The sequence below is a fragment of the Mycoplasma miroungigenitalium genome (assembly GCF_013008635.1).
Taxonomy (GTDB): Bacteria; Bacillota_I; Bacilli_A; order Mycoplasmatales; family Metamycoplasmataceae; genus Mycoplasmopsis; species Mycoplasmopsis miroungigenitalium.
The window spans coordinates 432,224-459,153 of the sequence record NZ_CP053096.1 but is presented as its reverse complement, the minus strand read 5'-3'; the positions used below and the strand labels follow the sequence as shown (position 1 = coordinate 459,153).

The 26,930-nt window shown below is 29.6% G+C and carries 19 protein-coding genes and 1 pseudogene; 11 read left to right on the top strand and 9 right to left on the bottom strand.

Annotated features, from left to right (window positions below; genetic code table 4):
- Nucleotides 1-36: 36 nt before the first annotated feature.
- The 4 genes from HLA87_RS02130 to HLA87_RS02115 form a co-directional block, all read right to left on the bottom strand.
- Nucleotides 37-1,854, bottom strand: coding sequence for a P68 family surface lipoprotein (locus HLA87_RS02130; RefSeq protein WP_171111472.1), 1,818 nt, complete (start codon nt 1,852-1,854; stop codon nt 37-39).
- Between the two features lie 194 nt (nt 1,855-2,048).
- The gene (locus HLA87_RS03645) at nt 2,049-2,522 is read right to left on the bottom strand and encodes an ABC transporter permease family protein (protein ID WP_308700570.1); all 474 of its coding nucleotides are present in this window, start codon (nt 2,520-2,522) and stop codon (nt 2,049-2,051) included.
- Between the two features lie 322 nt (nt 2,523-2,844).
- Nucleotides 2,845-3,804 (bottom strand): carbohydrate ABC transporter permease, encoded by a 960-nt coding sequence (locus HLA87_RS02120; RefSeq protein WP_171111468.1) that lies wholly within the window; start codon nt 3,802-3,804, stop codon nt 2,845-2,847.
- Nucleotides 3,791-5,008, bottom strand: a complete 1,218-nt coding sequence (locus tag HLA87_RS02115) for an ATP-binding cassette domain-containing protein (RefSeq protein ID WP_171111466.1) — start codon at nt 5,006-5,008, stop codon at nt 3,791-3,793. The genes HLA87_RS02120 and HLA87_RS02115 overlap by 14 nt, the downstream gene beginning before the upstream one ends.
- A 185-nt stretch (nt 5,009-5,193) precedes the next feature.
- Between HLA87_RS02115 and mnmG the strand changes: the two genes are divergently transcribed.
- From mnmG to HLA87_RS02065, 10 genes are all read left to right on the top strand, one after another.
- Nucleotides 5,194-7,032 carry a tRNA uridine-5-carboxymethylaminomethyl(34) synthesis enzyme MnmG gene (mnmG, locus tag HLA87_RS02110; protein ID WP_171111464.1) on the top strand — a complete coding sequence of 613 codons (1,839 nt, stop codon included), beginning with the start codon at nt 5,194-5,196 and terminating at the stop codon, nt 7,030-7,032.
- Nucleotides 7,019-7,465, top strand: a complete 447-nt coding sequence (locus HLA87_RS02105; protein WP_171111462.1) for a 23S rRNA (pseudouridine(1915)-N(3))-methyltransferase RlmH — start codon at nt 7,019-7,021, stop codon at nt 7,463-7,465. The genes mnmG and HLA87_RS02105 overlap by 14 nt, the downstream gene beginning before the upstream one ends.
- Before the next feature lie 208 nt (nt 7,466-7,673).
- On the top strand, nt 7,674-9,044 hold the full coding sequence (locus HLA87_RS02100; protein WP_171111460.1) for an HAD family acid phosphatase: 1,371 nt from the start codon (nt 7,674-7,676) through the stop codon (nt 9,042-9,044).
- A 181-nt stretch (nt 9,045-9,225) separates the two neighbouring features.
- Nucleotides 9,226-10,476 carry an HAD family acid phosphatase gene (locus tag HLA87_RS02095; RefSeq protein ID WP_171111458.1) on the top strand — a complete coding sequence of 417 codons (1,251 nt, stop codon included), beginning with the start codon at nt 9,226-9,228 and terminating at the stop codon, nt 10,474-10,476.
- Nucleotides 10,477-10,616: 140 nt separating this feature from the next.
- Nucleotides 10,617-12,125, top strand: a complete 1,509-nt coding sequence (gene tig, locus HLA87_RS02090) for a trigger factor (protein WP_171111456.1) — start codon at nt 10,617-10,619, stop codon at nt 12,123-12,125.
- Between the two features lie 56 nt (nt 12,126-12,181).
- Nucleotides 12,182-12,721 carry a tRNA (cytidine(34)-2'-O)-methyltransferase gene (locus HLA87_RS02085; RefSeq protein ID WP_171111454.1) on the top strand — a complete coding sequence of 180 codons (540 nt, stop codon included), beginning with the start codon at nt 12,182-12,184 and terminating at the stop codon, nt 12,719-12,721.
- On the top strand, nt 12,705-13,421 hold the full coding sequence (locus tag HLA87_RS02080) for a TrmH family RNA methyltransferase (RefSeq protein WP_171111452.1): 717 nt from the start codon (nt 12,705-12,707) through the stop codon (nt 13,419-13,421). The genes HLA87_RS02085 and HLA87_RS02080 overlap by 17 nt, the downstream gene beginning before the upstream one ends.
- Nucleotides 13,414-13,650, top strand: coding sequence for an MAG0865 family DivIVA-related protein (locus HLA87_RS02075; protein WP_171111450.1), 237 nt, complete (start codon nt 13,414-13,416; stop codon nt 13,648-13,650). Before HLA87_RS02080 ends, HLA87_RS02075 begins: the two co-directional genes overlap by 8 nt.
- On the top strand, nt 13,650-14,510 hold the full coding sequence (gene ylqF / locus HLA87_RS02070; RefSeq protein ID WP_171111448.1) for a ribosome biogenesis GTPase YlqF: 861 nt from the start codon (nt 13,650-13,652) through the stop codon (nt 14,508-14,510). The genes HLA87_RS02075 and ylqF overlap by 1 nt, the downstream gene beginning before the upstream one ends.
- 12 nt (nt 14,511-14,522) lie before the next feature.
- A complete protein-coding gene (locus tag HLA87_RS02065; RefSeq protein WP_171111446.1) occupies nt 14,523-15,086 on the top strand; it encodes a hypothetical protein in 564 nt (187 codons plus the stop codon).
- Nucleotides 15,087-15,138: 52 nt separating this feature from the next.
- Here the strand turns inward: HLA87_RS02065 and HLA87_RS02060 are convergent, their stop codons facing one another.
- From HLA87_RS02060 to HLA87_RS02040, 5 genes and pseudogenes are all read right to left on the bottom strand, one after another.
- The gene (locus tag HLA87_RS02060) at nt 15,139-16,113 is read right to left on the bottom strand and encodes an ABC transporter ATP-binding protein (protein WP_171111444.1); all 975 of its coding nucleotides are present in this window, start codon (nt 16,111-16,113) and stop codon (nt 15,139-15,141) included.
- Complete coding sequence (locus HLA87_RS02055; RefSeq protein WP_171111441.1) at nt 16,113-24,122, bottom strand: ABC transporter permease; 8,010 nt, start codon at nt 24,120-24,122, stop codon at nt 16,113-16,115. The genes HLA87_RS02060 and HLA87_RS02055 overlap by 1 nt, the downstream gene beginning before the upstream one ends.
- A 153-nt stretch (nt 24,123-24,275) precedes the next feature.
- Nucleotides 24,276-24,506 (bottom strand): annotated as a pseudogene (locus HLA87_RS02050) (biotin/lipoyl-containing protein); the annotation flags it as partial.
- Between the two features lie 2 nt (nt 24,507-24,508).
- A complete protein-coding gene (locus tag HLA87_RS02045) occupies nt 24,509-25,240 on the bottom strand; it encodes a 2-oxo acid dehydrogenase subunit E2 (RefSeq protein ID WP_171111437.1) in 732 nt (243 codons plus the stop codon).
- A 5-nt stretch (nt 25,241-25,245) separates the two neighbouring features.
- The gene (locus HLA87_RS02040; protein ID WP_171111435.1) at nt 25,246-25,443 is read right to left on the bottom strand and encodes a hypothetical protein; all 198 of its coding nucleotides are present in this window, start codon (nt 25,441-25,443) and stop codon (nt 25,246-25,248) included.
- Between the two features lie 520 nt (nt 25,444-25,963).
- Here HLA87_RS02040 and HLA87_RS02035 point away from each other — a divergent pair.
- Entirely contained in the window at nt 25,964-26,929 is a 966-nt protein-coding gene (locus tag HLA87_RS02035; RefSeq protein WP_171111433.1) for a phosphate acyltransferase, read from the top strand.
- The last annotated feature ends 1 nt before the right edge of the window (nt 26,930 follow it).

Here is a 26,930-nt window from a genome sequence, read left to right as displayed (position 1 = left end):
ATTTAACAAAAAGCACACCTTTTGGTGCGCTAAGTGTTATTTTGCTATAGATGTTTTAAATGCTTCTAGCATTTGTTCGGCAGATTTGCTGTCTTCTTTATCTTTATTTGTTTGTTTTAATAATTCTTTGTCGATAATACTCATAATACTACTTGTTTTATCATTTAATGCATTATCCACAGCGACAATATCGTTTTCTTTTTCGAACAGCAACATTGATTCTAGAGAAACTTTTGCTGATTTTAAGTAGTTAATAGCCAATGAATCAGATACTCATTTAGCTTTTTGAGTTTCATCAAAAGTACTCAATTTAGATTCGTTTTCTTTAACGTTTTTAGTCAATTTACTAATTTCTCGCTCGATTCAATGAATACCTTTTTCGGTAATTACTGATTTTAAAGGAATTATATAGCCTGAAGTTTTAGCGAATGTTTTTCAGTTGTCTTCCATTTTTCCTTTTTCTAATAAGTCATTTTCGCCTTTATATAATCAATTCACAAATTTTGCTGTTGCATCATTTAATTCTTTATCGTTTGACTTAATTGGAATTAAACTTGAGCCACCTTCACTAAACACCTTTTTACCTGTTGATAATACTTGACCTTTTAGAAGAACATCATCATCAGTAGAAAATGTTTTGTACTGTTCTTCGGTGGCAGCTTTGGCTAATTCAACAAAGTATTTATGAGCTCAGACAGTTTGTTTTGACATATTAGCGCCGACGCTTGCAGCGAAACTAATTGCCGTCTTATACTGTAAAATGTCTCAGTTTCCTCATTCAGCTAGTTGGTTTTTCATATATTTTATACTGTAAAATGAATGTTTTGATCCACCTACGCTAAATTCCTGTCTTGCAACAGTGTCTTTATAAGAGTTCCATAAATTGGTAAATTTAGATTTTATTTCTTCATCGGCAACAATGTTGTATTTTACCTTGGTTGGTTCATTTTTATCATTAGTTTTTTCTAGTGAAAAAATACTTTTATTTTTGTTATTTTCAGTTAATTCCTTAATAAAGACTTGATCTTGATAATCAATTGATAAAATTTCACCATCAATTGTTCCCTTATTAATTTTTGATGAATCCAATTCAACACCATCGTGGAATTTTTTACTAAATTCTCTGATTGATTCAATTGATTTAAATGTACTATCATCAACTTTTCAACCCTTAAATGCGTTTTGTTTAACTTTCAATGCTTTAAAAATGCTGTTTGCAGGAACATCATTACCTTTTTTAGAAGCTTCAGTTGCTTTTGCATAAATATCAGATGCTTCATCCACATGTCCCCCACCTTGTTTAATTAACTCAAAAATTAAATTCATTAAGTCTAAATTAAATAGCAGTGCATCAGTGTCAGCATTGTCAAAAGGTATGTTATAAATTTTGTCTGTATCATCTTGACCCGCTAGTTTTGCATGCAAGTTTGCAATTTTTGTCGAGAATAATGCTTTATTAATACCGTATGAATTTAGGTCAAGTAAATCTTTTCCTTGGTTAAGAATATATGCACTTGCTTGTGCACCTAAAATAAGGTTTGGCAATTTACTGATTTCACCGGTTTCAATATTTTGCTTAACATCTTTTATTAAATCAAATTCTTTATATATATTAGTAGTTTCTGCGTATAATGGTTCAACTTTTATGAATCCTTTTTCATTTTTATGAGAGTCGTTGTAATAATCAATCAATGGATTTAGGGCTAATGGAAGCGGTCATGTCTTCGAATGTGCCATTGAAAAAATTACTTTTTTATCGGTTTTTTGTTCATTACCAGAACAAGATGCTGCTAATACTGGCATACTTGAAATCACTGGCAATACAGAAAGTAATATCTTATTTCTTGTTTTCATTTTTTTCTCCTAAACGTAATAATTACTTTTTTATTATAACCTCATTAAATTAATTAAAATACACGTTTTATACCTAAATTAGTAAAAACTGGAATTAGTTCCTCAAAAAAGGAACTTTAATTAATATTAATATATATATTATGAAACTAAATTTGTGGAAAAATTTCAGTTCAAAACACGACTCATGGCCGTGTTTAGTTAAATGAATTAATTTTTTTAGCAAAAATGCCGTAAATTGCAACCGGAATTATGATTGATAGAAAGGCTCCAGCTGCCTGTAGATTTGGAAAATTAAATGTTCCTTGGTGACCCACATTCAGATATCATATGGTTATATTTGTCACGTTTGTTCCCCTTAAGAGAAAGACTGGTCATAAATAATCATTTCAGGCGCTTATAAAAGTAAACACAATTAATAATACATACGCAAGTCTAAGTTTAGGAAAATATACATACAAAACTTTTTGATGCCATTTTAAATTATCGTTAATCATCAGCTTATGTTTAATATTTTTAACATCTTTCGCAATATTAAATATGTATGTAAAGGTGAAGAAAGAAAATATTGCATTGGTTATTACTGCGAAGAATGTATGTTTTAAATCCCACTTAATTAATAATTTAGTCAAACTTAAATAAATTGTGAACTCGGGAATTAAACTCATCATTATAAAAAAGTATAAAAAAGTTTTTTGGAATACTTTGTTCATTTTTAACAAACCCGCAATTGCAAATGAATAAGTAAAAATTCTTACAATTATCAATATAAAGCTAAACAATAAAGTGTATAAAAAGGCTCAAACAAAATTATTTTTTAAAACTAAACCAAAATTTGACCAAGTAAATTCAGAAATTAATAAACTATTATTATCAGCTATAACGCCTGAATTGGATTTTAAGGATAACAATAGTAAATAGTAAAGAGGAAATAAAATCAAAACACATAAAAAACCTATAACAATGTATTTAATTATCTCGTTCGTTATTTTTTTAAACATAGCTACCCCTTTTTAAATGAATTGTTTTCAATTTAAAAATAATCTTTTTTATGTTTGACGGTCGAATGACTAACATTAATAACAGTAAGAAAAGTAAATATATAAACCCAAAGAAAGCAGCAGCATATGCTTTTTGTGGATTATAAATTTTTCCGCTAGCTCCCATAAAATCTAAAACAAAAGATGTGATAGTGTGGGCTTTATTTGTTGAAAAATCAAACGTTGTTTGGTCTAAAATTGCTTGTGGATATAACAAACTAGCAAAAATGAAATTAGTGAAAATAATTGCGAAAAACACTTTTGAAACTTCTTTGATATAGATGTGTTTGATTTTTTCAAACAACCGGATATTATCATTTTTCATTAATTTAAAATATTTTGAGTTTGCCTTGTTTATTGCGGAAGCAAACAAAATTAAATTGAATGGTAATGATCTTCAGATCTGAAACAATGAATAATAAACTCAAATTGGTAATTTATGGGTACCAGTAGTAAAACTCGCACCATCAAATCCAAATAAACGAAAGAACACATTTTTGGGCCCAAAAAGGAAAATAAATGATACACCTACCGCGAAACTTGAAATGAAAAATTGTGAATATATTAAAGCCAAAAAAACGTTTCGAGCTGTTTTAAAAATGAATGTTTCAATAATGATTGCAAAAACAAACGCCAATAAAATTGAAATACCCGTTCCTAAAATCATTATCATTGTCGAGTTTAATATTGCAGAGGTAAAATCGGGATCAATAAATACTTTTTCATAATTTTTAAAATTAATGGCAGTAATTGTCTGATTTGATTCATATGGATGATATTGCAACGATTTACTAAATGTATCAACAATAGGCAAAATAGTAAACATCAAGATACAAATCAGTAAAGGAAGCATAAAAAGAATAATTTGAATAACTTTGAAAATACTTTCTTTCTTAAATTTAGTTTTTGCCATAGACTCTATCTCCGTTTTTGTTAAAAACTAACACATCAGAATTCATATATTTAATATTTACCCTTTGATTAATTCTAATATCTTCATTTTTTAAAACAATTTGTCACACCAAATTAGGATTGATTTCAACATAATAAAGAATAGAATCTCCGAAATGTTTTTTACCTGTTATTTTATATTTACCATTTCTAACTGCGTTTAATTCAATTTTGTTTTGTCTTATATAGTATGAGTAATCGCCTTTAGTTTCAATAAAATTAATTTCTGGAGAACCAATAAATTTCGCAACAAAAAGATTTTGCGGGTTTTCGTACATTTTATCACCGGTGCTATATTGTTGAACAACTCCTTTATCTAGTAAAATAATCTTATCGCTTATTTTCAAAGCGTCATGTTGATCGTGAGTAACAATAACAATACTTAAATTGAATTCTTTTTTTATTTTCAATAATCAATCAATGGTTGATTCTTTTATTTTGGCATCTAAGGCGCTAAACGGTTCATCCATTAGCACCAATTTTGTTTTTTTAATTATTCCTTTAGCAAAAGCAACCCGTTGCTTTTGGCCTCCAGAAAGCTCATTAACATTTTTGTCAAGTAGTTCATCAATTTCTAACTTTTTAGCAACAATATTTAATTCTTTTTTGAAAAGATTTTTTATTTTTATATCACGCAAAATTATAAATTTGTTTTTGACTTTTTTATCTCAAAATAGTTTTCAAACAAATTTGAATCATCTTCATTTTTTTACATATTCTTTTTGCAGTGGGGTCACCGTTGAATTAACATAGTTCAAATACAAGGCAAATAACTTGTCATTTTGATTTACGCTAAAGTATTCATCAAAATACTCAATACGAACACTATCAACTCATTTTTGATAGTTTTTTGCACTTAAAAATATGTTGTTAAAAACAGATACATTTTCATAAATAGAATTTTCTTGCATGATATATGCTATTTCGTGAGTCTTAGGATTATCTTGAATTATTATTTCACCTTCCGTTGGTTTTAAATAACCTAAGAGCAAATTCAAAAGAGTTGTTTTCCCTGAACCAGATGGACCTAATAATGAAACGATTTGGTTTCCTTTAATTCGTAATTCATTAATATCCAAATCATAAAAATCTTGATTTTTTTTGTACTTAAATTTAAGATTTTTTATATTAATTAAATGATATTTATCGCTTAATGATTTATTCATAATACATGAATTATAATTGTTATATTAATAGATTATTATTTTTTTATACATTTTCTAAATTAAAAAATAATAACACTTTTTAACTATTTCACACGTTTCTCAATAATATTAGTAAAAAAACACGATTAAAACCAATTCTTCTAAGAAAAATTTCAATTATTTAGTTTTGCAATAAAATTAAAACTATGAATAACAAGATTAATAAATATGAAGCAATTGTTGTTGGCGGTGGGCACGCAGGACTTGAGGCTGCGTTTGCTTTAGCACACAAAAAACATAAAACCCTTTTAATTTCTTTCAATAAAAATAGACTTGGTATGATGCCTTGTAACCCTTCAATTGGTGGGCCGGCAAAAGGAATAATTACTCGCGAAATTGATGCCTTGGGAGGTATGCAAGGATTTTGAGCTGACCAAGCTACAATTCAGTTAAAAATGCTTAATCAGTCAAAAGGGCCAGCAGTTTGAGCACTTAGGGCTCAAATTGACAAAGAAAAATATTCTCAAATCATTAAAAAAGAAGTTGAAAAAGAACCATACCTAGATTTGTTGGAAGCTGGTGTTGAAGAAATATTGACAGATAAAAACCGTTTTGTCGGTGTTAAATTAGATACCGGACAAAGCATATATTCCGAGGTTTGTGTTATAACAACTGGTACTTATATGGATTCTAGAATTTTGCGTGGTGACGAAACAACACAAAGCGGACCTGATAACGAAAGAACAACTAAAACATTATCAAAATCTTTAAAAGACCATGGCTTTACCATTCAAAGATTAAAGACTGGAACACCACCTAGAATTTGATCGGACTCAATAGATTACAGTGAAGTCGAGCAAGAAATACTAGATGACATAAATCTTAGTTTCTCTTCTCGTTCACATGTTAATGTGCCTACACAAATTGCTTGCCATTTAACATATACTAACGCAGAAACACACAGAATTATCAATGAAAATCTACACAGAAGTGCAATGTATTCAGGATTAATTGAAGGAATAGGACCTAGATATTGTCCTTCAATCGAGGATAAGATTGTTAAATTTGCATCAAAAGAAAGACACCAAATATTTTTCGAACCAGAAACAGCTGATGGAACAATAACATATGTTAATGGACTTTCAACATCGTTACCAATTGATGTGCAGGATAAAATTATTCGAACAATTCCAGGTTTAAAAAATGCAAGAGTCCAAAAATGAGCATATGCTATTGAATATGATGCTATCGACCCATTACAACTTAAACCTTCATTAGAAACAAAGATTGTTAAAAACTTATTTACTGCCGGTCAAATTAACGGTACTAGCGGATATGAAGAAGCAGCTGGTCAAGGGTTAGTAGCAGGAATTAACGCCGGTTTAAAACTAGAACATAAAGACCCTATAATTATTTTAAGAAATCACGCTTATTTAGGCGTATTAATTGATGACTTAGTAACCAAAGGTACAAAAGAACCATATAGAATGTTGACATCTCGTGCAGAATATAGACTTTTACTAAGAAATGATAATGCCGACATTCGTTTAGCTGAATACGGTTTATATGCTCAGACTCTTTCCATACAACAATACCAACAAGTAATTGACAAGTACAAAATGATTGATGATGAAATACAAAGACTTCATACAACTTATTTATCAGGAAAATCAGATGTTGCTCAAAAATATCAAATTTTTGATGGGGTTACATTGCTAAAAGTATTATCTAGACCAGATGTTGACCCAAGCGATATAATTCCAGATTTCGAATATCAAAAAGAATTAACAATTATGGTTAGATTGCACGGTTATATTGAAAAACAAAAAACTGATGCTTCGAAAATGGTGCGACTTGAAAACCTAAAAATTCCATCAGATATTGATTACGAGCAAGTCAAAAACATCGCAACCGAAGCTAAACAAAAGTTTATCAAAATTCGCCCTCAGACAATTGGGCAAGCTTCACGAATCAGTGGAATTAATCCAGCCGATATACAAATGTTAATGTTTCACATCGAAAGCAAAAATAATGAAAAAAATTAAAATCATATCCGTCGGTACACTGAATCCTGATTTTAAAAAGTTATTTTTGCATTACCAAAAAAAAATTTCTCACTATTATCAAATAAATACTGTAGAGGTTAAAGAATTCAGTGAAGAAAAAAATATTGAGGTTAAAAAATCAAAAGAAACTAAGTTAATTATAGATTTAATTCCAAAAGATTCGTTTGTTATGATGTGTTCTCTACAAGGGAAGCAGTTTAACTCGGTTGAGTTAAGCGAGATTATTGACTCACATGATGAAATAACATTCATAATTGGTGGATCGGATGGAATGGATGAAAATTTAATAAATACGAACATAAAATTTTCATTTTCTAAACTAACTTTTCCACATCAACTATTCAGAATTATGTTGGGTGAACAAATTTATCGAGCAGCAACAATCTTAAACAACAAAAAATATCATAAATAACGCAACATTTTGCGTTTTTATTTTTAACCTTTTTTATAGGATTTTTAGAAAAAAATAACAATGAATTATGAAAAATATATGAAATAAAATTAATGAAATTCACCAATATTCAGTATTTTCTAAGCAGTTTTTGTTTGTGAAATTGATTCCTCTCAAGTTTTAATAAAGTATAATTTGTATGTGAATTAATCACGGGAGATAGAACAAAATGAATAAAAAAATGAAATTTTTGTTTGTTGGTGCTACAACACTAACAACAGTACCAACATTGGCTGCAGCTTGCAACAACAAGGATAATAAAGACAATAAAGAAATTGAAAAATTAAACAATCAAATTAAAGATTTAGAAAAACAGCTAAAAGAATCTAAACAAAAAGATATTGATTTAAAACAAGAAATTGAAAAATTAAACAAAGAACAACAGTTAGAACTAATTTCTAGATTAGATTTAACCAAAGACGAAAAAGCGACTCTAATCAATAAATTGAATAGTGGAGCTGGAATTGCAGGAGCAATTGTCTGATACATGAGATCAGCAGAAGCAAGAGTTCAAGCAGTACAAGCATATAAATTAGCAACTATTGCTTTTGATAATCTAAAAAAACACGCTGAAACAGACAAAATAGATTACAAAGCCGTCGATAAAACTACTGGATTAGTAAAAAACCCTGAAACTGGAAAATCAGTACCGGTAGTATTTATGGACGTTGATGAAACTGTATTTGTTAATGAATACGTTGAATCATGAATGGTTGTCGATGAACACATGGATTGAGGCGTTGTTGATAAAGAAAACAATATTACTGCCGAAGATTTCAAAGACTCTGTTGATGCCAAAGGTAAAAGACGTGCTGTTCCTGGCGCTATTGAATTTATTAACCACGTTTTTGAAAACGGGGGAATCGTAATGTTTAACTCAGGAATTAGACAATTACAACCTGCTATTGATGGAATTAGCAAAAACTTAATTGCTGCCGGAGTTAAAAAAGAATACGTACACGACTGAATGTTCTGATGTTCAGGTGTTAAACCATTCCAAGAATCTGACAAAACTAAATATGATCCAACTCCTTGAAAAACTGCTGTTGAACTATTTAAAAACGAAAAAACAAATCAATGAGCTACAAGCAAAAACGAAAGAATGAACGCTGTTAGCGACAACACAACTGGTTGAGATTTTTCTAAATCACAACAAGGTGCTGGTGATAAAGTTGTGACAAAAGTAATTATGAGAATCGGTGACGACTTTAATGACTTTTATGATGATGCTTATAAACACTTTAAAGACATGGACAAAACCAGAGAATATTACGAAGCAAATCTAAAAGAATTATTTGAAAATATTAATGGAGCTAAAGGTGTTAAAGTAACTAAAACAAAAACTGGTGAAGGTAAGAATGCAAAAGTAAAAGTTACTACAGAAAAAGTTGACTGACACCAATTTAATGTTCAAGTTCCTGGAAACGCAATGTATGGTGGTTGAACCAGAGGACTTAACTATGGTACTTATGACAAGATTTGAGAACTACTTAATGACATTAAAAACAACTCAAAAGATAATTTTTCAGAAACAAAATAAATAAAATGGGGAAACCCATTTTTTTGTATAAACACATTTTTCAATAGAATTCGTCATTTTTTAAGAATAATACTCATTATTTTATATTTCAGGAGATTACTATATCTAATTATTAACCAATAATAAATGTATAATTTAACCATCCAAAATTGGATATGTTAAGGACACTTAAGGAGAAAAAATGAATAAAAAATTAAAATTGTTACTTGTGGGTACTTCAGCTGTATCTTCTTTACCAATTGTTGCTGCTTCATGTAACAACAATGAAACAACTAAAAAAATAAATTTAAATGAAGAAATAAGTAAACTACCAGTTGAAAAACAAATTGAATTAGTTTCGCAACTTAAACTAGACAAAAACGCTAAAGCAAAAATTATCAATAAATTGAATTCTGGTGTTGGTATTACTGGTGCTATTGTTTGATATATGAGATCTGCAGAGGCTAAATTGCAATCATTACAAGCCTACACCCTGGCTACTCTTGCATTTGACAATCTAAAGAAACGTGCAGAAGAAGATAAAATGGACTACAAAGCGCTAAATGTTCAAACCGGTGTTGTTTCTAACCCTAAAGCCGGCTATGGCGTGCCAGTTGTATTTATGGATGTTGACGAAACAGTTTTTGTAAATGAAAAAACAGAATCATGAATGGTTGCCGAAAATAACGGAAGATTTAGTGAAGATAAAAAAGATTCAGTTGATGCCAAAGGTAACAGAAGAGCTGTTGCTGGTGCAATTGACTTTATTAAACACGTGTATGCTAACGGTGGCATCGTTATGTTTAACTCAGGAATTAGACAATTAAAAGACTCAGTCGAAGGCATCAAAAAGAACTTAATCAAAGAAGGGGTTGATAAAAAATTTCTACATGATTGAATGTTTTGATGTTCAGGAGTAAACCCATACAAAAATGATGGAACATTCGCAACAGCACCATGAGCTAAAGCTATTGAAGATTTTGAAAATAAAAAAGGTAATTCAAAAGTTTCAACAAAAAACCAAAGAATGAATGCTGTTAGTGATAATACAGCTGGTTGAGATTTTTCTAAATCGCAAACAGGTGCTGGTGATAAAGTAGTAACAAAAGTTATCATGAAAATTGGTGATGATGCAAGTGATTTCTACGATGACGCTTACAAACAACAAGCAAAAATGGATGTAACAAATAAATTCTTTTTCGATGAATCGAATAAAGAGATTAAAGCAATTTTTACTGATGTAAATGGAGCTAAAGGTGTTAAAGTAACTGTTGATAAAAATACAAAAAAAGTTAAAAAAGAAGAACTTGCTTGACACCAATTTAACCTACAAGTTCCCGGAAACTCTATGTACGGAAGCTGAACTAAAGGCCTAAGTTATGGATCGTTTGGTAGTCTTTGAGAAGAATTAAATAACATTTATGCTGAAAGTACAGATGATTCTACAAAATAATTAATTTATAAACGGGTTTATCTCGTTTATATTTTATAAAAACAAAAAAACTAGCGCTAATTTAAGAAATTACGCATAAAATATTATTTTTATATTAAAATTAAGATATTAATTTATAAGTTATATTAAGGAGATTAAATATGGTAAAAAAAGACATCGTTATTGATGAAAACAAAGTTGAAATCAAAAAAACAGTTGTTCTTAAAGGTCAAGAATGAACAGATTTACAACAAAAATCAAAAGCTGAATTACTAAAAAACCTAAAAGTTGACGGTTTTAGAAAAGGTAAAGTTCCAGCAAACATTGCAGAAAAATACGTTTCAAAAGCACAAATTTTACAAAATGCTATGAGCACATATTTGTCACAAAAACTTGATTCGATTCTTGAAGAAGTGAAAAAAGAATCAGATAGAGTTATTGCTGTTAGACCTCGTGTAGATCTAGAAAAACTAGATGAAAATGAAGCTGTTGTTGAATTAGCTTACCCATTAGATACTGATTTAAGTAATTTAAAATTAGACTCAGTTAAAGTTAAATTTGACTTACCTAAAGTTACAGATGCCGACATTAATGAATACATTAATGCAAAATTAAAAGAAACTGCGCTTCAATTACCACTTACTTCAAAACAAAAAACTCAAAATGGAGATACCGTTACATTAAACTACAAAGGTTTTGTTGATGGCGAAGAATTTGATGGTGGACAAGCTGAAAACTTTGATTTAAAATTAGGTTCTAAAACATTTATCGATACATTTGAAGAACAATTATTAGACAAGAAAATTGGCTATAAAGGTGATGTTATTGTTACATTCCCTAAAGAATATCCTGTAACTAAACTTGCTGGAAAAGAAGCAACATTTAATGTTGAAATTGTTACAGCTAAAAGACCAGAAGAAACAAAATTAACTGATGAAAACATTTATGTTTTAAGAGCAGGAGCAGCTAAAACTCTTGATGAAGCTAAAAATGTACTTAAATGAGTATTGCTTAACAATAAAATTGAACTTTCTTTAAACACATTTATTGAAAAATATGTTCAAGATGTTGTTGATAAAAACGAAATTAAAATTAACGATATGTTCGTTTGATACCAAGTTGAACAAAAACGTAACCAAATTATTTCTCAATTAAAACAACAAAACATTAAATTTGAAGAATACTTGAAAGTTTTAGACAAAACAGAACAAGAATTTAATGAGTTAGTATTTAAAGAAGAAAAAGCCGGTATTGCTTTCTCACTTGTTTCTCAAAAATTATTAAAAGAAGCAGGTATCAGCAATGAAGTTACAGAAGAAGACTTAACTATCTGAGGAAACAGAACTTCAATGCCTACAGGTTTACCAACAAGCTTTCTAACAGGCTTCTTTATGAGCGACAACCAAAATAAAGAACAAATTAACCAACGTATCTTAGAAAGAAAACACGTGACAGCACTGTTGGCTGCTAAAGATCCAAAAGCTGGTGAAAAATTAGCTAAACTAGAAAAAGAATTAGACGAAAACGCAGCTAAAATTGCTGATGAATGAAACAAAAGAGCTGAAGAATTAAAAGCAGCTAAAATGAGCGAAACTGTAGCAAATGCAGAACAAAAACAAGAAGACCTTGAAAAAAGAATCAGCAAAAAAACTAAAAAATCTAGTAAATAATAAAACTGCTGCCTAATCAAGGCAGTATTTTTATCGAAACAAGGAAGGAATTTATCATGTTAAATATTGTTCTATACCAACCCGAAATTTGCCCTAATACTGGTAACATAATAAGAACCTGCTTTGCATTGGGCGCAAAACTACACATTATTAAACCATTAGGTTTTGACTTATTACCATCAAAGCTTTCCCGCCCAGCAGCTGGAAGACTTTTAAGCGATATTCAACACGAAGTTCATAATTCATACGACGATTTTTTTAAAAAATATGGCAACAAAAAGATTTTCTACATTACTAGATATGGTACTCATTCTTATACTGAACCCAATTACAAAACTGTAGCGAACACTGATGGCGAAATATGAGTAATGTTTGGTAAAGAATCAACGGGAATTGATAAAAAAATTTTGCACGATAATTTAGATAGATGTTTAAGAATTCCAATGGTTACTGCTATGAGAAGTTTAAATTTAGCAAACTGCGTTTGTATAATTGGCTATGAAATTATGAGACATCTAAATTTTGACGGATTGAACTTTTTTGAAACTCAAAAAGGCAAGGATTTTTTGGAGAATATAAATGAAACTAATCAGTAGTGTTGCTAATCAATTAATTAAAGATATTAAAAAAATATTAAAAGGTGACAAGAATTTATTTATCATTGAAGGAAAAAATTTCATTCAAGAAGCCTTAAAAAATGAAGGAACCGTTATTCAGATATTAGAGTTAGAAAATCAAAACAATTTTGATAACTCAACAAAAATAACAATAAACGTTCTTAACTCTATTACACAAACTAAACATCCCGAGGGGTGTGTGGCTATTTGCAAAAAACCGGACCTTAAAAAAATTGGGAGCAATATAGTTTTTTGTGATAATGTGCAAGATCCTGGAAATGTTGGAACCATAATCAGAACAGCAATAGCGTTTGGTTATGATACAATTTTCACAAATATCAATCCATATAATCCTAAAATTTTAAGATCTACTCAGGGTGCTATTTTCAAGATAAATATCATACAATACAGCGAAGCTGAAAACGAATTAATAAATTTATCTAAAACTCATAAAATCTTTATGTCTTCATTAAATGATGATTCTGTTGATTTTAATACAGTTAAATACCCTTCTCAAAACAAAGTGGTTGTCTTAGGAAATGAAGGACATGGAATAACAAATAATTTGTACAAATACGCAAACAAAAAAATATATATTCCTATTAAGTTTGAAAGTTTAAACGTTGCTGTTGCAGCGGGTATAATATTAAATAGGACAAATGGAGGTTTAAATGAATAAAGATAAAATATTAGATAAATTTTCTAAGGCAAAGCGTGAATTAAATGGATATTCTGTTGACCAAATCAATTCAATAATCAGTGATTTCGTTTATTTAATTGACCAATTAGAAACTGAAATTAAAACCTTAAATGATGCATTATCGAAACAAACCAATAAAATTCAGGAATTAGAAACAAAATTAGAAAAAACTGAGTTCGAAACAAAATTAATGAAGTTGGAAAAATAATGAGAATTTCAGACGAACACAAAAATTTAATTAATTGATACCCCGGTCACATGGCCAAAGCCATGAAAGAAATAAAAATTAATTCGACTTTGGCTGATGTATTTATCATAGTTTTAGACGCGCGCTGTCCTATCAGTAGTTATAATGAAGATTTTGACAAAATTGCCTCACATAAACCTCGCTTGTTTGTTATCACCAAAAGCGACTTAATGGATCAAAATAAAAAACAAAAAATTGAAGCTAGATTTTGAGGTTCTCAAATTCTCTGGTTAGATTTGAGAAAACAAAAAAGTCGTGGAATAATCCTTAAAAATATTCAAAAAATCATGTCAGAAAAAATTAAAAGAGACAAGGAAAAAGGTTTACTTGTCTCGAAAATAAAGGCATTTGTTTTGGGCGTTCCCAACGCTGGCAAAAGCACATTAATAAATCTGATTAGTCAAAAAAAATCTCTTAAAGTTGCTAACTATCCTGGAGTTACGAGAGATAAACAATGGGTTGCAGTTGATAATTTCTTTTTTATGGATACTCCCGGTATATTATTACCAAAACAAGATGATCAAAAGTCGGCCACTAAATTAGCAATGATTGGTTCTATAGAAACAAAAATATTTCCAATTATGTTTTTAGCTTACTCGTTTTTATCGATAATTGCAGAGTATTACCCTGATAAATTTTTGACTGAATTCAATATAAATCTAACTGAATTTGAAAATCTAGGAGAAGTGGAAAAACACAACATATTTTCACAAATTGCAAATAATCGTAGTTACAAAATTAATGGAAAGATTGACCTTAATAGAGCTTATAAATATTTCATTAATTGAGTTCGCGAACTTAAAAACGTGACATACGATTAATAAGGAGAACATATGAGTAAATATAAACACAAAGACAAAGTAGAAGCATGAACAAAAGTTCTAATGGGAAATGCTGAACACATGAAATCGAGAGTTAAACTATCAATACAATCTGGGGCGCTAATGACAATTATTATCGGGTTTGTTCTAGGATTATTTATATATGCATCTGTAGCCAAACCAGCTACGACAGCCTCAAATAATAATCCGGCGCATCAAATTTTTGCTCTGGTTTTATTAGTAATTGCATTTTTAGGTTCGATTTGATGATTAGTTGCAAATATTATGCAATTGGTAGCACTTAATATGATTATTAAAGGCTATAGTGCTGAAGAAGTTAGACCAATTATTTCTAAATGAATAATAATTGGTCTTGTTAGATATCCTAACCGATACCTACTTGAATCAGTCGATACTGAAGAAGAACTGTCAATATTGCGTGACAAAATAGAAAATAATAGTACACAAGATGAAGCTCAAATAACAGAGACAAATAAAGATCTTGTCAAGAGTAATAACAATAATGATGATGAAAATGATTCATTTAAATTTGTAAACGAAGAAAACAAAGAATAAATTAGATAATTGAAAAAACAAAAAGCTCCATGTTAAAATGGAACTTTTTTTATTATTCGTTATATAAACCAATTTCGTCGGGGTGAACTGGATTTTTATTTATTTCCACTTCCTTTATAACACCCTTAACAATATGAATAACTTTATGTGCCATTGCTGACATGGTTGGGTTGTGGCTAACCATAACTACCGTAGTACCGTTGTCTTTATTCATTTTATATAATGAATTCAAAACAATTCTTGTGGTTTGTTCATCTAAGGCTCCGGTTGGCTCATCAGCAAAAATTATTTCAGCATTTTTTGCCAAAGCTCTCATAATAGAAACTCTTTGTTGTTGACCGCCTGACATTTGGGGAGGGAATTTAGTCATTTCTTCCTCCATTCCGTATGTTTTGAATAATTCACTTAAATCCAGTTTACGAGATTCATCCTTTTGTAAATATGCCCCAGTCATAACATTATCAAATGCATTTAAATTTTCCAACAGATTATAGTTTTGGAAAATAAAACTAACATGTTTACGTCTAAATTTTGTAATTAATCTATCTGATATATATGGTAGGTTTTGATTACAAATTATCACATCACCTCGCGTAGGTCTATCTAGGCCAGAAATTAGATTTAATAGCGTGGATTTTCCACCACCACTAACGCCTAATATTAAAACAATTTCACCTTTTTTAATTTCAATATTTACATGCTTTAAAACTTTAGTAATTACATTTCCGTTAACATAATATTTTGAAACGTCTTTTACTTCAATAATGTTGTCACCAGAATTAGTCGCGCTTTCGCCGCCGTCTTTTCGTCTTTTTCTTTTGCTAATACGAGAAATAAATCTCGCCATTTTTTTAGGGACAATTATATTTCTCTTATCTCCGACTGAATCAAGAGCTTCAAAAACATTATCTTTAGTAATTTTGGAGTCAAGTACAAACTCATTAGTTTGTGACTGAATATCTAATAATTTTTCTTCTTCGCGAATCCTATTTATACTACGATTTTTTTTATTTTTTTCTTTAGCCATTATTTTCCTTTCAATAAATCGACAGGTTTCATTTTATTAACAGTTATTCATGTAATCAGAGAAGTTACAATGAATATTATAAATATTAGTGCCGTTGTGATTAAAACATGTATTGGGTTTAGTGTTAGTGTTAATGCTATAGATGAAACCGATAGCAAGAACAAGTTAAATGTATACATAACAAACATTACTATTGGTATTGATAACAATATAGCAAAAAGAATAAACGGAACATATACTGAAAAATACATCTTAATTTTTTCTTTTTGATCATAACCCAATATTGATCAAATAGCGATATTTTTTTGGTTTTCGCTAATCATTATTGTTGACATTATTATTAGGATTACTAACGAAATAATGAAACTCAATGAAATTATAACAACAGTTAAAGTTTGTATAGTGTTTCCAATTTGACTGGTAAAACCGGCTTCAATATCTTTGGAATCGATAGCGCTAGATAGCGCAACATATATTTTATTATTATAAGTTTGAGCAAAATTATTGATAGCTTCTTTTGGTTGTTCACGAATATTATTATAGATACTTTGGTCAAATTTATCCTTTGCAGGGTCTAAGAATTTCATAATTTGATCAGGTGTTAGAGTTTTAGCTAAAACTCCGTTTTCTGGATGAAATATTTGATCAAACATTGCTTTCATTGTTTCAGGCGCCATTGTAGACACATCGAAACTATCAATACCCGATCAGTAACCACTGACTGAATAAAGACCAGTCGAATTAGTTACTTGAAGCGGGGTATCATTATTCGTTAACACTCCATTGAATTTAACAAAATTATCTGGTAGTTTTAGATCATCGAAGCCTATTAATTTGTTTGCAACATCATATCTAGTTATGAATTCAGAATTAATATATGTTGGGTTAATTGCAACAACTTTAAATGTTGCGCTTTGATTTGAAATAGTTTTATTTTCTATTTTAGAAAGAATTTTTTCTTTAAATCTTGAAACACTATTTTGGATATCGAGTTTTATTTGGCTGCCAACACGTAAATTATTTTGTCTTGCTACTACCTCATTAATTATTAAAGGATAAACATTTTCTTCATTGAATTTATAGAGAATTTCGTAAAGATTAACACCTTTATCATTAACCAATTTTACGTATTTAGAATTATTTTGGTAGCCATAAATTTTTATGTCTCTCCCATCGTAATTTGATTTAATGTAAGTATAAACTTCATCGTGATCTGGATTGAAATATACACCACCAAAACTAATAAAATAATCATTTACTGTCGGTCCATAAATAGGGCCGGCATCATTTAATCAATAATCATATTTACTGTAATTTTCTTCAAAATTTTTAGGAGGTTGAATTATCAAATCAGGATTTTGGGATTCAAGTTTAATACGTTGTTCAATGACTTTATATCCATTTACTAAAAAGTTTCTATAAGAACTTCTCAATCCGGGTTCAGTTGTTATAGTTTTCATTTGATATTCTTTGCCATCTCACTCAGCATATGTGAAATTACCTTGCTTATCATATGGCGAGTGATAATACTTGAAGAAGCTTACTTTTTCATCATTTTTATTTACCAATGAAACATTTTGAGTTTTTTTGTCAATTACTCATTTTAAGCCACTTTGGGCTTGAGTTTTTTCAAGAGTAATACCAACCCTATCTCTCAATTTATCAATTTTAGCCTTTTGTGAGTCAGGCATAGAATTGTATGCAACTAATCAAGGATCTGCTGAAACACCTGCATCAACTTTTATTGCAGCTGAAAACTGAGTTAATATATGTGAATCATATTGAGAATCATTTATAGATGGTATACCGTTTTTACCGTTTTTATTGATTACCGAAGAATAACCCGGTCTAAAGTAGTCATGTATTTCTCTTTGGGATTCAATACTTTCACCTATAGGTGTATAAATATTTTTATATAAATCATTTGCATTATAAAGTTTATATGGTCCGCCCTCTATTGTAGGAGTTTCCATATCAATTTTAAATTTATAGTTTCTGTTTTGATAAGTATTATCAATAGTTTTGGTAAAAACATTATTTGATGCAATTCCAAATAGTGTTGCAGAACTTGTCAACATTACACTAACTGAAAAGGCAATTAATTTTCAAAAATTACCTAAAGCTAAAACAAATGAGAATCTACCTTTTACATTGGCTTTTTTAGTTGCTTTATAGTACTGTTGAATAACTTTTGTTTTTGGTAAATTAATAACGCCTGTAATTAATTCATTTGGTTTAAAACGCAACGAGATTAATGAAACAATATAAATTAATAAACTCATTCCAATAAATGGAACAAAGACTGTAATTATCATTGTTATTCAGTCAAATTTTACCGTTTCTTTAGGTAAGGTCCAGTAACTTGAAAAGACATTAAGCAATAATAACTGAAGCCTATTACCAACAACATATCCTAGCACTCCACCAATAATTGAAGTTACCAATGCAAAGACAGTTAGCGATAGACCAATCTGTGTGGCGGTGTAACCTTGAGCAACCAAAATACCCAACACTTTATTTTTGTTTGAAATATATCTTTTGATAATAAAGATAATTGATACACCAACCACGACCATTAATGCCGACATGATTGCTAATGTTGAAATTGAAATTAATTTAATTACTGACTCAACAGTATTTAATCTTAATGCACGTTCAGGGTTAATTGGATCAATTTCATTTGTGTAGAATACTCTTTGCAATTTATTTGAGTCACTAATTGACTTGTTAACAACTTCGGTGATATCAGATTTAAGTTCTTCGTTCGACACCTGTCCATTGTTTTTAACTAACAATGCCTGCTTAATAACATTTCCAGCATAAGCTAATTTAATTCTTGAAAATCCTCATTTGTTAACATAAACTAACGCTTGGTTTTTAGTATTAACTTGTAAGTTATTTTCATCAACGATTGGGTACATATAGTCCACAGTTGTTTCTTGACCTACAATGACGAATTTAATACCGTTCACATCTAAAATATATTTTTTGTCTAAATTGTTTATAAATTTATTTATTTCTAACGGATCTGAAGGTATATCACCATCAAAAATCTCTTTATTATTTTTAGATAGATAAGCAAAGTTTGCTTTAGCAACAAAACTGGATGAAGAGTTGAATACTATTTCTTTAATAGCTTTAGGTTCTACAATATCAGAGATGATTTCTGGAATCATTTGGACAATGTTTAAGCCAAATAACGAAGGGGTTGATTGCGACTTAACTTTTAAATCATTAATTCTCGGTCCATCCATTACTAGATTTTTATTTTTATCCAAATTAATCGGTACAAGCGATGTGTCATTATCAACAAATGTTGCATCAAATAGATTTGATAAATCATTATACGCATCACTATTGTTTTCCACCAATAACTCTAAATTATTAATTTTATTAAGAACCAAATATTGCAAGTTTCCATTAATTAAGCCCGGCTGTATTTTTTGTGCTGCTAGATAAGTAATGGAGATTTCAGGGAAAACTGCTCTTAAAACAGGATTAACTAGAGCTTTAGATATACCAAACACTTGAACTGGTACGTTTGGACCTATGGCTGTCGCTAATGCTATTATTGTATCCTTGTAATCAAAAAATTCATGTTTTGATAAATAATTTTCAACAAATTTAGAAATCGTGTAGTGATAAATACCATTTTTTTGTTCATTATCATTGGAACTGAATTTTTTGCTTGCACCTATGAATCCTAACTCTCTTATTAACAATTGTTTATTATTCGCAATCCATTTTTTATATTGAGGATTATGATTAACCAAGTCACGAACATTCTCATTAATAAATTCGCCACTTGAATTTTGATTGAATAAATCAATAGATTCTGGGTTTTGTAAATATTCGGTTATATATCAATTAAGATTTTCTTCAAAAGGAATATTGTCATCAGTTGATTTAGCTTGTGAAAATTTCAACAGTTCAGGATTAATACTGAAATTTAAGAAGTCTTTAACAAATTTGTTTGCTTCTTCAAAATTAGCATCGTTATTTTTAAACATTTGTAAATAAGGTGTAAAAACATCAAAAGTTTGTGCTCCTAATGCATATTCGTTGTCAATTTGTGTGGTTGCGCTAGAATCGATAGCCGATTTAACTAATTGTCAGGTTGTGTTCCCATCTTGGAATTTTAAAAGGTCAAACAATAAATCGGCTCCTGTCTTGGAATTTACTGGAGTAAAAATATTTGTGCCACCTTTAGTTTGATTGATAAATAAAATTAGTTTATTCACTTTATCTAAAGCGTCTTTATTTGTATAGTTTTTGTCAAAAACATTAAATTTATTTACAAATTGAATTTCTTTGATGTTGAAATCACTTAAATTAACTTTTTCATCAGGATGTGCTTCGCTTAAAACTTCTTTAAGTGAATAAAGTTGAACTTCAAAAGTATAATTTCTGAATATTACATTTTCTTTACCTTGCAATAATGAAGTAAAAATACCTAAGAAATCAAAGAAACTAATTTTATCATCGTCAGCATCTGGCAAGAATATTGTTTTATCTAAAATTTTGATTGTTTTAGTTTTCGCAGATAGATTGAACATTTTTATTAAGTTGTCTTTAAATGTTCTATTCGAGCCCTGCAATGAAAACATAGATTTAAGGAAAGACATTATTCCATCTTTTGGGGAAATTGCGTCAAGAACAACATTATATTGTTTGGTTTCGTTTTTGCCTGTTTCTAAATTAAAAACATCTTCGGTATATTTAACGAATTTTGTTTTGATTGATTTTAATAACTCTTGATTCAAAATGTTGAAATCAACGCCTTTAATAATATTAATTAAACCTACCTTAACATTATCAAACGCCTCATTACCTTGACGAGAGTCCATTTTATTGATTATAGGTTTTAGAGGAACTACTAAATCAGGTGCTAAGTTTGATAATAAAACGAATAACAAGGAGTTCGGATTATCAAGATTAAGGGCTTTAGTTAAATCTAAATTATCAATTAAGTCTGTTAAGCCTTCTTTTAAATATTTTTGATTAATTGATGAGAAGACTCATTTTATTATTGTTCCAGATGATAACTTAGTTGTGTAATAGATATTATCAGAGCCTTTAATAACTTGATTATTTTTTGTTTTGAATCATTCACGAGATAACTCACTCATTTTTTTCAAATCAATAGAATTTACAATTTTAATAAATGATTCAGCAACTTTAATTGGGTCTTTAGAAGAATTAACTAAAGCTTCGGCAGTTATATACTGACTCAAATCGAAATTGGTTAATGTCTTAATATTTGCAAATAAATTATTTACTTGGCTAATTAAATATTTTCTTTGTTCAAAAATATTTCCACGACTTTGAATATCTTTAACCACTTGCTGTAATACACCAAATAATAAAGATTTTAATAAATCACCGTCTTCATGATGACTTAATTCATAAATAAAATCGAACCCTAATTCGGCCATAATTCCTTGATTCATTTTGCCGTTGGCAAAAATCGCTGCAAAATTATGCTGATTTAATACTTTTTTAAGAATTTTAGCTATTTCAATTATTTGTTCACTCATTAAAAATTGTTTTTTGACTAAGTCAGAATTTAATAGATATTTTTCAATGGTTTGAGCAAGAATATCAATTTTTCCATTTGATAAAACATCATACATTAATTGTGATTTAGGCGCTAAATAATAAATAGGAATATAATAAACGTTTTCAAATTCCTTGTCGTTTTTAACTCATCCATCGCCTTCGGCGCGTATGAAATTAGTAGCTATTGTTAGTTTATGCTTATCAAGGAATTTGCTTAATAAACCAACATCCATGCCATCGGTTGGCATATTGTTTGTATATTTCACCTCAAAATATCCACTATTGTTAGTTCTTTCAACTAATTTATATTTGTTAGCAATTGACAAGATACCGTAATTGGTACTTTGTTTAGAATAATCTTTATTGTCGTTTTTATAATCCGCTAACATAACAATTTTTGCATTATCGTAGATTCTATCAACACCAGTATTGATATTGTAATCTTTAACCAACGCAAATTGATAAATAGGTTCGATATAATTCGGATCCGGATATAGATTTTTAAATATTGATTGAATCAACATTGAAGAAACATATGGATTTAGCTGCGTTGAGTTGTATATGGTTGATGAATTAATACCTAAATTACTTAAGGCTGTTTTGTTTGCTGATTCATCAAACAAACCACCAACATTTAATTTAATTCCTGTAATTTCATAATTTTGATCACCTGTGTTAATAAAGTGAAAAACGTTTTGTTCGCCTGTTTCATCATTTATACCATTAACAGTAATAGTTTGTCTCAAACCAATGTTTTTAGCACCTACTTTTTCTTTGATACTGTCCACAATTAATTTTTTAGTTGCTTCATAAGCTTTTGAATTAATGATTGTATATTTTTCATTTATTTGATTTTCGTTATTTAAAATATCTAATTTATGTTTATCATCAAGTTCATTAAACTCTCTTTGTGCTTCACCGAATAAATTTCTTTTTTCAATATCGTTAATCGTTTTCGAATTAGCTATCGGTATTGCATATGGTTGATTCAGAGGAGAAATTCTTGAATCATTTGTTCAAAGTTTTACAGTGTTTAAATCTGTATAATTAAAACTAGAACTAAGCGGTAACTCAAAGTTTCTAATTAAAGTTTTATCTTCGTCCAATACTCATTTATGTGTATTATCGTCCAATTTATAGCCAGTAATTTTACTTCGTTTTTGTTTCTTTCAATATGAGAATGTTTCTAACGAATCTCATTCACTATTTCTTTTGTCTTTTCTCGGATTTCCTAGCGAATCAATATAGGTTTTGAATGCTCCTTGTCACTTAGATTTTCCATTTTCGTGTTCGACATACGACGTGTAATAGTGATTTCTTAAAAACACTGTACTAGTTTCATTTTTGTTTATTCAGCCACCAGAAATTTTTAATTCAATATTTGCAGGTCAGGGTTGCAATTGTAGCTGATTTGTTGTCAATTCATTATCTATGAAAGCACTTAATTGAATTTGTGTTTTTAATGATAACGATTCATCAAGTTTATTGGTTGCACCATTTATTAAAATTTGCGAATAGTCAAAATTAGATAATTTCTGCTCAAAAATTATGGAACTAACTTCGCCATCAACTATTGAAGGGGTAAAGTTAAGAGCTTTTGCAATTTGATTTGGTTTAATTCTGAAACCAACATTATCATCAATCCAGTCAATTCCCTTACCATAATCTATGGTCGCCTCTTTTGTAACACTATTAACATAAATATTAGAAATTTGAGTAGCATATAATTTATTATCTATATTCTTTAGTGATAATAATTCTCCGAGTTTTAACTCTTTATCAAATTTTATAGTATCTGAAAGTTTAACAATGTGACTAATTGTTAATTGAGAGTATTTATCGCCATCTTTTTTATAAATTCGTATATTTCTTGATGGGTCTTTAATTGTAAATTTTGCATTATTGGGATCATCTAAATTGAATTCAACGGTGTGGGGTATATTTGAGTTTTTTTCAGCTTTATAAATAGAATAAAGTTTAGATAAATCCTCTTTTGCGAAAAAGTAATTGTAAAGAGAATTTGTATTATCTATACCTAAAACAGAAAAAGGCAAATAATCTTTTTCGGAATTTAAATTTAATTCGTAGCTGATATCATTTAAATATTCATCAGCAATTTTTTCATATTGTAAATAAGGACCATGATCCACATAGTATACAATCGGTTGATATTGTTTTAACCCTTTTGTGGCCAGTGTTTCGCCACTTTCACCGTTAACAAAATATCCTTGATTAAATGCACTCCCTTGGGTAGGAAGGTTTAAATCCACAGATACATCATGCAATTTTGAAACATTTTTATAGTTGTCAAAACCACCAACTATAACATTCCGCACACTTGAAAGCAATGTAAATATAGCAGAAGTTAAAAACACCAAAATACTTAAACCGATAACAACAACTTTGTTCTTGCTTAGCGATTTAAACACTTCTTTAAACAGTCTTCACATAATTCTCCTTTATGTATATGTATATTTTATATTAATATTAAATAATTATATGTGTGGAAAAAAACACTCACTATTTTACCATAGTGGCTTAATTTGAATATTATTGGACAAAAAAACATTGCTTGCGCAATGTTTAAATTTTTATTTTTATTTTTCTTCGATAACGAAAATTTCGTCACCAACAGTGATTTCGCTTCCTGGTTCGATTAGAACTTTAGCGATTACACCTGTAACTGGAGCAGGGATTTCTGAAGTCATTTTATCGGTTTCAACTGAAAATAAGTTGTCTCCTTCTTTAACTGAATCTCCTACTTTAACGAAAACTTCAGCTACTTTTCCTTCGTGTAGACCTTCTCCGATGTCTGTAAATTTCATTGTAAACATAATTATAATTCTCCTAATAATTCTGGTGTTTGTAATAATTGCATGATTCTGTTGTTTAGACGGCCCATGTCTCCGCCATCTACTCAACGGTGATCAGCTGCGATAGTTAAGTATAGTTCTTTAATCAGTGAAAATGCACCGCTCTTATCTGCCTTAACTCCGTCAACAATTGAACCAACGGCTAATATAGCAGTTTGTCCTAGGTTAGGAATTGGTGAACCAAATAGAACACCCATAGAACCTACGTTAGTAACTGTAAAGTTCCCTCCCGACATGTCTTTCATTGTTAGTTTTTTGTCTTGTGCTAATTGCGCTAGACGAACAATTTCCTTTTGGATTTCAACAATGCTTAATTTTTCAACATTTCTAATTACAGGCACGACTAAACCATATGGTGTGTCGACTGCAATGTTAATGTTGATTGTTTCTGGATAAGAAACTTCGCCTTTTTCTCCATCTCATTTTGCTGCAAATGCAGGGAATTCGGTCAATGCGATTGCTGTAGCTTTAATAATTCATGAAAGGAAGGTTAATTTAACTCCTTCTTTTTCTTGAACACTTACTACTACTTGTTTACGAAAATTTCATAATGCGCTAGCATCCGTTTTTTGTGTTAGAGCACAATAAGCAATATTATCCACAACTTGCTTTAAGTTCTTAGCAATTGCTTTACGGATTGGGGTGATAGCTTCTGTTTTAGCTACCAATTCTTTTGCTTGAATCATATCTGACATAATGACTATTTAGCTTGTGCTTTTCTTTCTAGAATCGCTTTTTCACGAGGTGTTAATTCACCTTCTTTTTTGCTTTCGCATTTAGGGCCTTCGCATGATTTCTTAGTTTTTTTGAAAGATGAGAAATCTAGCAATTCGTCTGAAACTTTGATAATTCCAACTACTGCTGGGGCGCTTTCTTGTTCTTTGTCTTTATCTGACATTTTAAGCCTCCTTAAGGTTGTAAATTTATAAATTCGAATTTATTCATTTAGCAAAGTTAATAATTCACTAACCTATGCATCGAGATTTAAATTATTAAATTGCTGTTTTAATTATAATATAAAAAAAATTATAGAAAAAAATAATATGATATTAACAAATTTTACTAATATGACTGTATTTGAATTGTTTTTGTAAAATTTAATGCTGCTAATTACACAATAAAAAGAACAATAAAATCCGAATTTTTTGCTCTGTTTTCATAAAAAAATATCTTGTTTTGTGAAAACATTATCATTTTAAATCACTTCCATAATATTTTCCATATTTCCGAGACGAACTTTTTTCTTTTTTAATTTACGAATAATGCTTTAAATAAATCTTTTTCGGAACACTTTAAAATTTAAAAAAAATTTTTATTAAAAAAGTTGTAAAAAAACAGGCTTAAAAATTTGTCTTTTTTAACCATAAAGACTAAAATATAGTAGAGATTAATAAATTTCAATAAAGGAGAAATCAAAAATGGCAAATTTTAGTGAACACATTCAAACGCTTTTAACAAGAAAAGCACAAGAAAAAGTGTTATCTGTATTATTTATTGATGGAGACGATAAAAGATCAAGAGAAGCAGCACTTTTCTTACAAAATAACGGGTTAGCAAAACCTATTATGCTTTTAGAAGACGAAACACAAATCGTAAATGATGGTTTAAAAAATATAGTTTTATCAAACGAAAAAGAATCAATAGAAAAATACGCTCAAAAAATGGCAGAATTTAGAAAAGGTAAGGAAGATCTAGATACTTGTCGTAAACTGGTTGCATATCGTCCATACTATGGAGCAATGATGATTAGAAATAAAGACATCGATAGCGCTGTAGGAGGTTTAATTTACTCAACACAAGATATCTTAAGAGCTGCATTTAAATGTGTGGGGCCAAAACCAGGCATCAAAACAATGTCGTCAGTAATCGTAATGCATAAAGGAGAAGAAAAAATTATATTCACAGACCCTTCCACAGTGCAAAAACCTGATGTTAATCAATTGGTAGATTTAGCCACAAATGCTATTGATTTTGCAAAATCAATGGATATGAATCCACTAGCAGGATTCTTAACATACTCAACAAACGGTTCTGGTAAAGGCGAAAATCCAGACTTGGTAAGAGAAGCGGTTGCAATAGCAGTTAAAAAAGGCTTAAATGTAATTCCTGGGGAAATGCAATTTGACTCAGCATATGACTTAAATGTTAGAGGTAAGAAATTTCCAACTGCCCCTCAAGAGCCTGCTGGAGTATTCGTATTCCCAAACCTAGAAAGTTGCAATATTGGATGCAAAATTGCTCAACGTATGGGTGGATACGGTGCTGTTGGCGCAATCATGGTTGGAGTTAATGGGGCAATAAATGACTTTAGCCGTGGAGCTACTGTTCAAGATGTTATAGATGTAACATCAATAACAATTTTGAAAGGATATGAATTTTTATAAT